The sequence below is a fragment of the Enterobacter sp. BNK-34 genome (genome assembly GCF_048684445.1).
In the GTDB taxonomy this organism is placed as follows: Bacteria; Pseudomonadota; Gammaproteobacteria; order Enterobacterales; family Enterobacteriaceae; genus Enterobacter; species Enterobacter pseudoroggenkampii.
Genome location: NZ_JBLQUA010000001.1, coordinates 3,261,239 through 3,273,855 on the forward strand (window position 1 = coordinate 3,261,239; position 12,617 = coordinate 3,273,855).

At 53.7% G+C, this 12,617-nt stretch carries 14 protein-coding genes; 6 read left to right on the forward strand and 8 right to left on the reverse strand.

Annotated features, from left to right (window positions below):
• Positions 1–2: 2 nt before the first annotated feature.
• Positions 3–239, reverse strand: coding sequence for a DUF1656 domain-containing protein (locus ACMGG5_RS16020; RefSeq protein WP_024909360.1), 237 nt, complete (start codon positions 237–239; stop codon positions 3–5).
• A 186-nt stretch (positions 240–425) separates the two neighbouring features.
• Here ACMGG5_RS16020 and slyA point away from each other — a divergent pair, with 186 nt between their 5' ends.
• The gene (gene slyA / locus ACMGG5_RS16025; RefSeq protein WP_024909359.1) at positions 426–866 is read left to right on the forward strand and encodes a transcriptional regulator SlyA; all 441 of its coding nucleotides are present in this window, start codon (positions 426–428) and stop codon (positions 864–866) included.
• 35 nt (positions 867–901) lie between these two features.
• On the opposite strand, the gene ACMGG5_RS16030 is transcribed toward slyA, so the two are convergent.
• On the reverse strand, positions 902–2,263 hold the full coding sequence (locus ACMGG5_RS16030) for a GGDEF domain-containing protein (protein ID WP_090417237.1): 1,362 nt from the start codon (positions 2,261–2,263) through the stop codon (positions 902–904).
• 196 nt (positions 2,264–2,459) lie between these two features.
• The gene (gene slyB, locus ACMGG5_RS16035) at positions 2,460–2,927 is read right to left on the reverse strand and encodes an outer membrane lipoprotein SlyB (RefSeq protein WP_008500578.1); all 468 of its coding nucleotides are present in this window, start codon (positions 2,925–2,927) and stop codon (positions 2,460–2,462) included.
• Positions 2,928–3,181: 254 nt separating this feature from the next.
• Between slyB and anmK the strand changes: the two genes are divergently transcribed.
• The 5 genes from anmK to pdxY all read left to right on the forward strand — a co-directional run bounded on the left by anmK (position 3,182) and on the right by pdxY (position 7,764).
• Positions 3,182–4,306 (forward strand): anhydro-N-acetylmuramic acid kinase, encoded by a 1,125-nt coding sequence (gene anmK, locus ACMGG5_RS16040; RefSeq protein WP_048991237.1) that lies wholly within the window; start codon positions 3,182–3,184, stop codon positions 4,304–4,306.
• A 93-nt stretch (positions 4,307–4,399) separates the two neighbouring features.
• Entirely contained in the window at positions 4,400–4,723 is a 324-nt protein-coding gene (mliC, locus tag ACMGG5_RS16045; protein WP_024909356.1) for a C-type lysozyme inhibitor, read from the forward strand.
• Between the two features lie 57 nt (positions 4,724–4,780).
• Positions 4,781–5,437, forward strand: coding sequence for a pyridoxamine 5'-phosphate oxidase (gene pdxH, locus ACMGG5_RS16050; protein WP_024909355.1), 657 nt, complete (start codon positions 4,781–4,783; stop codon positions 5,435–5,437).
• A 125-nt stretch (positions 5,438–5,562) separates the two neighbouring features.
• Complete coding sequence (gene tyrS / locus ACMGG5_RS16055; RefSeq protein ID WP_023335449.1) at positions 5,563–6,837, forward strand: tyrosine--tRNA ligase; 1,275 nt, start codon at positions 5,563–5,565, stop codon at positions 6,835–6,837.
• A 66-nt stretch (positions 6,838–6,903) separates the two neighbouring features.
• Positions 6,904–7,764, forward strand: coding sequence for a pyridoxal kinase PdxY (gene pdxY, locus ACMGG5_RS16060; RefSeq protein ID WP_420278158.1), 861 nt, complete (start codon positions 6,904–6,906; stop codon positions 7,762–7,764).
• A 90-nt stretch (positions 7,765–7,854) separates the two neighbouring features.
• Here the strand turns inward: pdxY and gstA are convergent, their stop codons facing one another.
• The 5 genes from gstA to rsxG form a co-directional block, all read right to left on the reverse strand.
• Positions 7,855–8,460, reverse strand: coding sequence for a glutathione transferase GstA (gstA, locus tag ACMGG5_RS16065; RefSeq protein ID WP_061715411.1), 606 nt, complete (start codon positions 8,458–8,460; stop codon positions 7,855–7,857).
• Between the two features lie 105 nt (positions 8,461–8,565).
• Positions 8,566–10,074 (reverse strand): dipeptide/tripeptide permease DtpA, encoded by a 1,509-nt coding sequence (gene dtpA / locus ACMGG5_RS16070; protein ID WP_024909352.1) that lies wholly within the window; start codon positions 10,072–10,074, stop codon positions 8,566–8,568.
• 591 nt (positions 10,075–10,665) lie between these two features.
• A complete protein-coding gene (gene nth, locus ACMGG5_RS16075) occupies positions 10,666–11,301 on the reverse strand; it encodes an endonuclease III (protein ID WP_008500570.1) in 636 nt (211 codons plus the stop codon).
• Entirely contained in the window at positions 11,298–11,984 is a 687-nt protein-coding gene (locus ACMGG5_RS16080) for an electron transport complex subunit E (protein ID WP_023617347.1), read from the reverse strand. The genes nth and ACMGG5_RS16080 overlap by 4 nt, the downstream gene beginning before the upstream one ends.
• A gap of 2 nt (positions 11,985–11,986) precedes the next feature.
• Positions 11,987–12,607: an electron transport complex subunit RsxG gene (gene rsxG, locus ACMGG5_RS16085; protein ID WP_032651034.1), complete on the reverse strand. Its 621-nt coding sequence runs from the start codon at positions 12,605–12,607 to the stop codon at positions 11,987–11,989.
• Between the last annotated feature and the right edge of the window lie 10 nt (positions 12,608–12,617).

Below are 12,617 nucleotides of genomic sequence, written 5' to 3' on the forward strand. Positions count from 1 at the left end.
AGTCACCACACCATCAAGACAGCAAGGCCCAGACATACGGAGAGGGCAAACAGGGAAAGATCCATCAGCATGGGATGCCATATTTCGCCGGAATACATCCAGTCGCGAAGCAGACGATGCGCGATGAGCCAGAGAATAAAGCCCACCAGCACGGCCTTAAACAGGGGGGGAAAGTAGACTGACGCACCGAAGATCAGGTCCTGAAGGGGTAACCCCTCTGAGCGATGAAAAAACGTCACGGGCAGAAATCCTTTGCAGTGAACAGAATGCCGCGTTGGCTTGTCATAGTATGATGAAGCATCACAATTCAGTGTAAGTCATACTTTTAAGTTCGATGAATGCAGTATTGCATTTGTTTTGGCAATACAAATGCTGCACACTATTCTAAAATCAGTATAATAACTTAGCAAGCTAATTATAAGGAGATGAAATTGGAATCGCCATTAGGTTCTGATCTGGCAAGGTTGGTACGCGTCTGGCGTGCTCTGATTGACCATCGCCTGAAACCTCTGGAACTCACACAGACGCATTGGGTCACGCTGCACAACATTCATCAGCTGCCGCCCGATCAGTCGCAAATTCAACTGGCAAAAGCGATAGGCATTGAGCAACCGTCGCTGGTGCGCACGCTTGACCAGCTGGAAGAGAAGGGGTTGATCTCGCGGCAAACCTGCGCGAGCGATCGTCGTGCGAAACGGATTAAACTCACCGAAAAAGCTGCGCCTATCATCACGGAAATGGAAGCCGTGATTACCAAGACGCGCGGTGAAATCCTGTCAGGCGTTTCACCGGCGGAGCTGGAAATGCTCATCAGCCTCATTGGGCGTCTTGAGCAAAACATCCATGAGCTGCAGTCGCGAGACTGACAAACAATAAGGCCTTGCAGCAGCAAGGCCTTTTTTTACTTAAAGACGACCACACGGTTACGACCCGTCTCCTTCGCTTCATACATCGCCTTGTCGGCACTTTCCACGCACGTTTCTGCGGTTATCGTTGATGACGTTGCCGTAAACACCCCCATACTGATGGTGATGGGCTCCGGCAACTGACCGCCGCTGCTGGTTTTATCAAAGCTGCTTAGCTTCATGCGTATGCGCTCGGCCACCTGGTACGCGGAGTCTGACGACGTGTTGGCCAGCATCAGCACAAACTCCTCACCGCCGATACGGGCCGCGATGTCCTGCGGGCGCACGGAATCCATTAGCAGGTTGGCGACAAACTGCAGGACTTTATCGCCCTGGAGATGTCCGTAGGTGTCGTTAATACGCTTGAAGCGATCGAGATCGCTGACGATGACGGAAACGGGGCGATTGGGTCTGGCGATATCCAGCGCCTGGTTTAACGATTCATAAAAATAGCTGCGGTTATAAAGGCGCGTGAGCGGGTCGCGGATCGAGTTCTGATACGACTGCTGATATTTTACGTGCGAGTCGCGATACAGTCTGAAGACATCGTAAAGCAGAACAAAAATAATCAGCAGCGTGGCGACAGTTTCAAATAACCGGGCGCGGTACCAGGAGATATCTTCGGCATGTCCACCTGCTAACAGCATTGAAAGCGTGACGATATAGCAAACGCACAGAAAATTTCCGCCTACCCAGAATAAATTGCGCACGCGCGTGACAAACATCAGCGCTACTAATGTTATCACCCAGAAAACAATTAAAGATATATTAATGCAATGGCTCCAGAGGACCATAAACTGCCGGGTTTCATTATCAACCAGGTCAATGGATAACAAGGGTGAGTGGCTGGAATATATCCAGGCCAGTCCCACTGCACAGGCGGTAAAAAGAGACGCCCCGCTCACAATTGAGATATGCGCCAACCGTGAAAGAGGGTAATCGCGCATGGGATAGAGTATTGCTGCCACGATAAACAGCACCGCCATTAAAAAGTGGCGGAACATATAGTAGATCATCGCATCGTTGTAGTTCACGACGTTGAACTGATAGAGATCCAGCCAGGCGGGGAAGCTGGTCAGCGTTCCGACCATCAGCAGTGCGGACCCGGCAAAGGCAAAGGCGATTGCGACCAGATACAACCGTCTTTTGTCACACCAGTATTTCATTGCCATAAAACAGGCAATAAACAGGTGAAACACCAGAAGAAAAATGGTGAGCGTAGGGAATAAAAGTGGTGAAAAGGACGGAACCCATTCAACGAGTTTTAAAAAAAGCGCGTGTAATATCTCGATAACAACAAGGCAACCGAGACAGAACGTAATATAACGGCTCGTTAGAGCGCGACGATTCGCAAGCATAGAATTTTTACAAATTATAATGAATAAAGAGAAGATGGTTGCGAAGAGTCTAATCAATTAGTGCAATAAATACTTTGCGCAGAAACAATATAAGGCGTGATTAATAATGGATGAGGTGAATGTATTTTGTAATTATATTTGTGAGAGTGATATATATTGTAAATGGATGTGGCCCGAGGACCACATCCACTTTTAATTAACGTGGGGAAACGGTCACCTGGCTTCCGTTGCTCGCCAGCACAACGCGCTGGCCTGCAGAGAAGCGGGTGCTGCCTTGTTTCTGAACAACCATGATCGTGCTGCCGTCGTCTTTACGGATTTCCAGCTCTACGCCCTGGGTTTTGTTCATCGCACCCTGAACGCCCTGGCCGGCTACGCCACCCGCAACGGCACCTGCGGCTGTTGCCAGAGAGCGACCCGTGCCGCCGCCGACGGTATTACCCAGGAAACCACCCAGGACGGCACCGCCAATTGCGCCCATCACGTTGTTTTCATCGCCACCCTGAATCTGTACAGGGCGTGCGTTAACAACGGTACCGTAAGTCACGTTCTGAACTTGTTTCGCTTCAGAAGCGCTGTAAACGTCGCCAGAAAGTGAACTGTCATTCACACAGCCAGCCAGAGTTAAACCAATCAGCGAAACGCCCAGTACACGTAAAATCATTTGAATCTCCTGTTCACCAAAAACGCCCGATTGAGGGCATCCGTTATGGCTAAATTATATGGCATAAGGAGCCATAGTTCATATCTTTGCATTAACAATAGGAAAATTGTACTTGAATTTGACTTAACGAGACATAAACAGGTCCGCCTGTGTTACCCGTCTGACATTGTTAAAAAATATTATTGCCGGATGGCAAAGCGGCGCCGTTTATGGTTGAGTGGATATCCTTAGCCCACGCAACGTAAGGAAAGCGCATGAAATCGGGTCGCTACATTGGTGTGATGTCAGGCACCAGTCTGGATGGGGTAGATGTCGTTCTGGCCGCCATTGACGAAAACATGGTGGCACAGCAGGCGAGCCTGACCTGGCCAATCCCCATTTCACTGAAAGAGGATATTCTGAGTATCTGTCAGGGGCAGAAGCTGACCCTCTCCCAGCTTGGACAGCTGGATGTCCGCCTGGGAGCGCTGTTTGCGGATGCGGTGCAGGCTTTGATGCAAAAAGAACGTCTTCGCCCGCAGGATGTGGTGGCCATCGGGTGTCACGGACAAACGGTCTGGCATGAGCCCATCGGAGAGGCCCCGCATACTCTGCAAATCGGCGATAACAACCAGATTGTGGCGAAGACGGGCGTGACGGTAGTAGGCGATTTCCGTCGTCGCGACATCGCCCTTGGCGGACAGGGCGCGCCGCTGGTGCCCGCGTTCCATCAGGCGTTACTGGCGCACCCTTCAGAACGGCGCATGGTGCTTAACATTGGTGGGATCGCCAATCTGTCGATGCTTATTCCTGGACAGCCGGTCCGCGGCTACGATACCGGTCCGGGCAATATGCTAATGGATGCCTGGATCTGGCGTCAGTGCGGCCAAGCGTATGATAAAAACGCGGAGTGGGCGAGCGGAGGGAAAGTGATTCTTCCGCTGCTGCAGTCGATGCTAAGCGATCCTTATTTTGCCCTGCCGGCCCCTAAGAGCACGGGGCGTGAATACTTCAACCTGGGCTGGCTTGAACGTCAGCTGGCGCCATTCCCGGCGCTCGCGCCGCAGGATGTCCAGGCGACGCTTGCTGAGCTGACGGCCGTGTCGATCTCCGAACAGGTTCTGCTCAGCGGTGGGTGTGAGCGCCTGCTGGTGTGCGGCGGAGGAAGCCGTAACCCGCTAGTGATGGCGCGTCTTGCCGGGCTGCTGCCGGGTACCGAAGTGACCACGACCGATGAGGCCGGCATCAGCGGTGATGATATGGAGGCGCTGGCCTTCGCATGGCTCGCCTGGCGCACCATTGCCGGACTGCCGGGCAACTTGCCGTCGGTAACCGGTGCGCGTGAAGCGAGCGTCCTTGGGGCGATTTTCCCGGCCAATCCTCGTCATAATCAGAGTTAACTGAAATTCAGCGCGGCGCGTCGTCGTTAGAATGGAACGAAACAGGGGGGCAGCCATGCCCTCCAGGACCAGGAAAGTCTTCGGAATACGCCCATGAAAAAACTTCTTCTTATTGCCGCCCCTTTGTTGCTGTCAGGATGCAGCGTCTATAACCAGTTCCTTGAGCGCATGCAGACCGATACGCTGGAGTATCGCTGCGACGAAAAACCGTTGACCGTGAAGCTGAATAATCCACGTCAGGAAGCCAGCTTTGTTTACGACAATAAATTGCTGACGCTGAAGCAGGGTATGTCGGCCTCCGGCGCACGTTACTCCGACGGTATCTACGTCTTCTGGTCGAAAGGCGACAGCGCCACGGTCTACAAGCGCGACCGCATTGTGCTGAACAATTGCCAGCTCGAAAACCCGAAGCGTTGAGATTTTTACAGGGGCGGCGCACAATAGCGCCACCCACTCTCAATGTCAGCTAACGCCATGTCAGATAACGATGAACTGCAGCAAATTGCGCATCTGCGCCGTGAATACACAAAAGGCGGCCTGCGTCGCCAGGATCTGCCCGCTGAACCCCTCGTGCTTTTTGAACGCTGGCTGAAACAGGCCTGCGAAGCGAAACTCGCCGATCCAACGGCCATGGTTGTCGCGACGGTAGATGAAAACGGTCAACCGTATCAGCGCATCGTATTGCTAAAGCATTATGACGAGAAAGGACTGGTGTTCTATACCAACCTTGGCAGTCGCAAAGCGCACCATTTAGAAAATAATCCGCGCATCAGCCTGCTGTTCCCGTGGCATATGCTGGAGCGTCAGGTGATGGTCACCGGCAAAGCGGAACGTCTCTCGACGCTGGAAGTGGTGAAGTATTTCCACAGCCGCCCGCGTGACAGCCAGATTGGCGCCTGGGTATCAAAACAGTCCAGCCGAATTTCCGCCCGCGGCGTGCTTGAAAGTAAATTCCTGGAGCTGAAACAGAAGTTTCAGCAGGGTGAAATTCCCCTGCCAAGTTTCTGGGGCGGTTTCCGTATCCCGATTGAGCAGATGGAGTTCTGGCAGGGGGGCGAACACCGCCTGCACGACCGCTTTTTATACCAGCGCGAGAATGGCGGCTGGAAAATCGACAGACTGGCACCGTAATCCCCGAAATTTGTTGATTTAAGCGCTAGCGCACACCGCGCTTGCGCTTTATTCTATGGTCCTTTCGCATCAGGCGAAAAGTCGTGTACCGGCAAAGGTGCAGTCGTTTATACATGGAGAATTTGATGGCAAGCAGTAACTTGATTAAACAATTGCAAGAGCGGGGCCTCGTGGCCCAGGTGACGGACGAGGAAGCGTTAGCAGAGCGACTGGCGCAAGGCCCGATCGCGCTCTATTGCGGCTTCGATCCCACCGCTGACAGCTTGCATTTGGGGCATCTTGTTCCATTGTTATGCCTGAAACGCTTCCAGATGGCGGGCCATAAGCCTGTTGCCCTGGTGGGTGGCGCGACCGGTCTGATTGGTGACCCAAGCTTTAAAGCCGCTGAGCGTAAACTGAATACCGAAGATACCGTGCAGGAGTGGGTAGATAAGATCCGCAAACAGGTTGCACCGTTCCTCGACTTCAACTGTGGTGATAATGCCGCCATTGCCGCGAACAACTACGACTGGTTTGGCAGCATGAACGTGCTGACCTTCCTGCGTGATATCGGCAAGCACTTCTCTGTTAACCAGATGATTAACAAAGAGGCCGTGAAGCAGCGTCTGAACCGCGACGACCAGGGTATCTCCTTTACCGAGTTCTCCTACAACCTGCTGCAGGGGTATGACTTTGCCTGCCTGAACAAACTGCACGGCGTTTCCCTGCAGATTGGCGGTTCCGATCAGTGGGGTAACATCACCTCCGGTATCGACCTGACCCGTCGCCTGCACCAGAATCAGGTCTTTGGTCTGACCGTTCCGCTGATCACCAAAGCCGACGGCACCAAATTCGGTAAAACCGAAGGCGGCGCGGTGTGGCTCGATCCGAAGAAAACCAGCCCGTACAAGTTCTACCAGTTCTGGATCAACACGGCGGATGCCGATGTTTACCGCTTCCTGAAGTTCTTCACCTTTATGGACATTGAAGAGATCAACGCGCTGGAAGAAGAAGACAAGAACAGCGGTAAAGCACCGCGCGCTCAGTACGTGCTGGCGGACGAAGTGACCAAACTGGTTCACGGTGAAGAAGGTCTGGCCGCGGCAAAACGCATTACCGCAAGCCTGTTCAACGGTACCCTGAGCGATCTGAGCGAAGCGGACTTCGAACAGCTGGCGCAGGACGGTGTGCCGATGGTTGAGATGGAAAAAGGGGCTGACCTGATGCAGGCGCTGGTGGACTCCGAGCTCCAGCCTTCCCGCGGTCAGGCGCGTAAAACCATCGCGTCTAACGCTATCACCATCAACGGTGAGAAGCAGGCCGACCCGGAATACACCTTCGTTGACGGCGATCGTCTGTATGGTCGCTACACGCTGCTGCGTCGCGGCAAGAAAAATTACTGCCTTGTCTGCTGGAAGTAATTAACAGTCTTCAGGGGCGTGGGAAACCACGCCCCTTTTGTTTTTTCAGGGTTTGGTAAGAAAAAAATGAAGAACATCCTCGCCATTCAGTCCCACGTTGTTTTTGGACACGCTGGCAATAGCGCCGCGGAATTCCCGATGCGTCGCCTCGGCGTCAACGTCTGGCCCCTTAATACCGTGCAATTCTCTAACCACACGCAATACGGCAAATGGACCGGCTGCGTGATGCCCCCTTCGCACCTCACTGAGGTTGTGCAGGGTATTGCCGATATCGACCAGCTCAAACGCTGTGACGCCGTGCTGAGCGGTTACCTTGGCTCAGCGGAGCAGGGGGAGCATATCCTCGGTATCGTGCGCCAGGTGAAAGCCGCCAACCCGTCGGCAAAATACTTCTGCGACCCCGTCATGGGCCATCCGGAGAAAGGCTGCATCGTGGCGCCAGGCGTTGCAGAGTTTCACGTCCGTCACGCGCTGCCCGCCAGCGATATCATTGCGCCAAACCTGGTCGAACTCGAAATTCTCTGCGAGCGTCCGGTTAACAGCGTAGAAGAGGCCGTAAGCGCGTCCCGCGAGCTTATCGCGCTGGGGCCTGACGTTGTGCTGGTAAAACACCTTGCGCGCGCAGCGATGAGCCAGGACCGTTTTGAGATGCTGCTGGTGACGAAAGAGGATGCCTGGCATATCAGCCGTCCGCTGGTGGATTTTGGCCAGCGCCAGCCGGTTGGGGTCGGAGATGTCACCAGCGGTCTGCTGCTGGTGAAATTACTGCAAGGGGCGACAATGCGCGACGCGCTCGAGCATGTTACTGCGGCGGTGTACGAAATCATGATTGCGACGAAAGAGATGCAGGAATATGAACTGCAAGTGGTCGCGGCACAGGATCGTATCGCGAAGCCGGAGCACTATTTCAGCGCAACCCAGCTTTAAACACCGCCCGGCGGCGCTGCGCTTGCACGGGCCTACGGAATTCGTAGGCCGGGTAAGCGTCAGCGCCACCCGGCAACACAGTCTGCTCGGTTAATTCAACCCTTCCGCTTTCAGCGCTGCAGCCACCGCAGGACGCTCTGCCACGCGTTTCATATACGCTGCAATATGGTCTAACCCTTCCAGGTTAAGCTTAACCGCGCGCGCCCAGCGCAGCACGGTGAACAGGTATGCGTCGGCAATCGTGAAGCGCGAACCTGCAATCCACTGATCGTCTTTCAGCGACGCGTTAACATACTGCAACTTTTTCTCAAGAAGGGCGCGCAGGGTCGGTTTGAACTCTTCCGGCGTATCCGGGCGGAACAGGGGGGTAAAGCCTTTGTGCAGCTCGGTGGCAATGTAGTTTAGCCATTCCAGCGTCTTATAACGCGAAATGGTACTGACCGGCGCCAGCAGATGGCGATCGGGTACGCTATCGGCCAGGAACTGCATAATCGCCACGCCTTCAGTCAGCAGAGTACCGTCGTCCAGCAAGAGCGCCGGAACTTGTCCTTTCGGGTTGATGGCAAGAAAATCATCGCCGTTTTCCAGACGTTTTTTCATCAGGTCAACGCCATCCAGCGTGAAATCTTTGCCGCTCTCGCGCAGGGTGATATGGGAAGCAAGAGAGCACGCACCCGGTTTGTAGAACAGTTTCATCGGTAACTCCTTTTTGCTGAGGTTTCAGCTATGTTAGTGCGCAAACGGATAAAAAAAAAGCCGCTAATGCATTAGCGGCTTCTGGTCAGTCGTTTCTCACGGAAATCACGCGGTAGCGGTGTTTGTCGCTTTAGCGGTCTTGTCGTCGTCCTGAGTCATACGGTTCAGTTTCGGCGCGGTCAGCAGCATCAGAGCGGCAATTACCGCAGTCGCGATACCAATCTGCATGAACACGGTACCGTAGACGTTCAGGGAAAGCAGTGGATCGGTTACATTTTCCGGAACAGCCATCAGGTTAGCAATCTTACCCGCAATGATTGCCGCACCGGCAGTGGTCAGGAACCAGCTACCCATGATGAAGCCCATCAGACGCTGAGGAACCAGCTGCGCAACCATGGCCAGTCCCAGGCCGGAGATCATCAGCTCGCCGATAGACTGCAGCGCGTAGCTCAGGATCAGCCAGTTAACGGAAACGATACCTGCGTCGGACGCAAATTTGGTACCCAGTGGCAGTACCAGGAAGGCACCAGAACACAGCACCATACCCAGCGCAAACTTGTGCGGCATCGGCAGACGGTCACCCATCTTGTTATAGATAGCGGCCAGAATTGGGGAACCAATCATGATCCAGAACGGGTTCAGTGCCTGGAACTGCTCAGGTTCAAACGCGATACCCAGAATGGAGTGCTCTACGTTACGGATGGCGAAGAAGTTCAGTGAAGTTGGCATCTGGCTGTACAGCACGAAAAAGATAATCGCTTCCAGCATCAGAATGAACGCCACAATCATCTTGCGACGGGCCGCACCCTGCATGGCGAATGCTTCTTTTGCAAAGATGACCACGATACCCAGCGCAACCACGCCCAGAACGGCACGTGCGATACCCTGGTTGTGCAGCAGCCAGGTGGCGATGGCCGCGAGGACAACAACGCCCACGATGGTGGCCAGCAGTTTGCCCATATGCACAGGCTCGAAGTCAGGTTTTGAACCGTAGTCTTTAACCCAGCTGCGGCAGAACAGGAAGTTCACCACGGTGATCAACATACCCACGAAGCTCAGTGCAAATGCCACGCTCCAGCCGAATTTCGCCGCGAGCCATGGAGTTGCCAGCATAGAGAAGAACGAACCGATGTTGATGGACATGTAGTACATGGTAAATGCACCGTCCAGGCGCGGATCGTCTTTGTTGTAGCAGGTCGAAAGCAGAGAGGACGGGTTCGCTTTGAACAGACCATTACCGACGGCAATCGTCGCCATACCCATATACACGACAGCGGCATCATGCCCTGACCATGCCACCAGACCATAGCCAATCGCCAGGACAATGGCGCCCAGCATGATGACGCGTTTAGTCCCGAGGACTTTATCGCCCAGCCAGCCGCCAATCGCGACCAGACCGTACACCAGAGCACTGAAGGAAGAGAACAGCGTGATGGAATCGGCTTCGGACATACCCAGCTGTTTTACCAGGTAAACCGCCATGATCCCTTGCAGGCCGTAATAACCAAAACGCTCCCATAACTCGATAGAGAAGATGAGATAGAACGCTTTAGGTTGTTTAAAAGCGTTAAGACTCACGCTTTCATCTGTTGGTTTATTGTTTGCAGTAGACACATATACCTCTTTTTTTACATCCCATATTAATGGGGGTGTTCATAGCGTGATGGCCGTAGTCGATACGCCTTATAGTTATATTGGGAGGAGAAACGGCGGGTAATGTTCACTATCCTGCCCCATCTGGCAATACGTTTGTAATAATCTGTTACATATATCTGGAGTGGTATAATCGTCGGTTCATGCAAATGTTATTCAGCGTTAAATTTCATACGATGAGTAAAGGTAGTTTTTTCGACTGGTAATGACCCGTCCGGATCGGCTTTTGGCGATATGTTCTGCTATTTGTCGCTTTACGCAGTGATATAGCCCATATTCTGAAAAATAGCTGGTCTTATCTTCGGTTGTGGGAGGTGAGTATGTTGTCAGACAAAGGGTTTAGGCCGATTTTGACAACAAAAATTCAACATGAAGTTATCAGGGTGATCGCGATCACAGATGTATAGAAATTTTTGGCAATGAAAAAAGTATTAACCTGTTTGAGCGTTAAACAACCGAACAAGTGACAGGTCAGAGTAAGCGAAAGACGGACAAGTAACGGCCAAAAGAAGAACATTCGATAGCCCTTCCTTTAGTGTGGGATTGGGGCGATCAGGGATACACTTTTTCTTTGTATTCGCAGAGATCTTCAATAATGCAGGAGCCGCAGCGAGGCTTGCGGGCAATACAGGTATATCGGCCGTGCAGAATCAGCCAGTGATGGCAATCCACCTTAAATTCTGCCGGAACCACTTTCAGCAGCTTCTCTTCGACCTGCTCGACGTTTTTGCCCGGCGCGAAGTTGGTCCGGTTAGACACGCGAAATATATGCGTATCCACGGCGATAGTGGGCCAGCCAAACGCAGTGTTAAGCACCACGTTTGCGGTCTTACGCCCCACGCCCGGTAAGGCTTCCAGCGCAGCGCGGTCCTCCGGTACTTCACCTCCGTGCTGTTCCAGCAGGATCCGGCAGGTCTTGATGACGTTCTCGGCTTTGCTGTTAAACAGGCCGATGGTTTTGATATACGACTTCACGCCTTCCACGCCCAGCTCCAGCATGGCCTTCGGCGTATTGGCGACCGGATAGAGCAGGGCAGTGGCTTTATTGACGCTCACGTCGGTCGCCTGTGCAGAAAGCAACACCGCGATCAGCAGCTCAAACGGGGAGGTAAAATTCAGCTCCGTCGTCGGGTGCGGGTTCTCGTCCCGCAGACGGGTCAGGATCGCAATGCGCTTTTCTTTATTCATGAAGCCTTCTCGGGTGTCCCTTCCAGAACGCTACGCTCAGCCGCGCGGCGCTTACGTTTTTCATCAATCAGGTATTTTATCGCCAGCATCATGCCAAGGCCAATAAATGCGCCGGGCGGCAGCATTGCCAGCAGGAATGGCGTATCGGTATGGAACACTTCAACACGCAGCGCTTTGGCCCAGCCGCCGAGCAGCGCATCTGCGCCGTCAAACAGCGTACCGTTACCGAGGATCTCGCGCAGCGAGCCCAGCACGAACATGGCGCATGTGGCACCCATGCCAATGGAAAACCCATCCAGCGCCGACATGGCGGGGCTGTTTTTCACCGCGAAGGCTTCCGCGCGCCCGACAACGATACAGTTGGTGACGATAAGGGGAATAAAGATCCCGAGCGACTGGTACAGGCCAAACGCGTAGGCGTTAATCAGCATCTGAACGATACTGACCACCGACGCAATGATCATGACGTAAATCGGAATACGAATTTCCGACGGCGTCCAGCGGCGCAGGGCAGAGATGGAGAGGTTGGTCAGGGTTAATACCAGCGTGGTTGCCAGACCCAGACCGAGCGCGTTGGTGGCGGTGGACGTTACCGCCAGCAGTGGGCACATGCCCAGAAGCTGTACCAGCGCGGAGTTGTTCTTCCACAACCCCTGGACAATAACCTCTTTAACCTGGCTCATGATTACTCCTCACAGGCCGGAAGATTGTTGATTTGCGCGGGCAGCGTTTCAGCATACAGCCCGGCTCGTTTTACGGCATTCACCACCGCACGTGGGGTGATGGTCGCCCCGGTGAACTGGTCGAATTCGCCGCCATCTTTCTTCACTGCAAACGCGGTGTCACCTTCGCCATGGATCACTTTACCGGCAAAGTGCAAAATCCAGTCGCTCAGACGGGTTTCAATTTTATCGCCAAGACCCGGCGTCTCATGGTGCTCCGTCACGCGGGTGCCCAGTATGGTGCCGGAGAAATCGCTGCCCACAAGCAGCTGAATGGCGCCGGAATAGCCGTCAGGCGCCGTCGCTTCCATCACTGCGCCGACCGGTTTATCCCCTTTGCGGGCGATAAAGAGGCGGTGTGGGCCTTTCCCAAGCTGCGGCGCGTCTACCACAAAGCAGCTTTTTTGCAGGTCATTATCGTAGAAATCGGACGGGATCACCTGATCGAACAGCGCCTTTTGCTGCTTCGAGGCCTGTTCTTCGATGGTCGTTTTGGTCAGCGCATTAACCAGTGCCGTCAGCCCCGTCAGGACCGCGGCGAAGACAGCCAGCGTGACGCCGTGTTTTTGCATCGTTTTTAACATGGCGAAACCC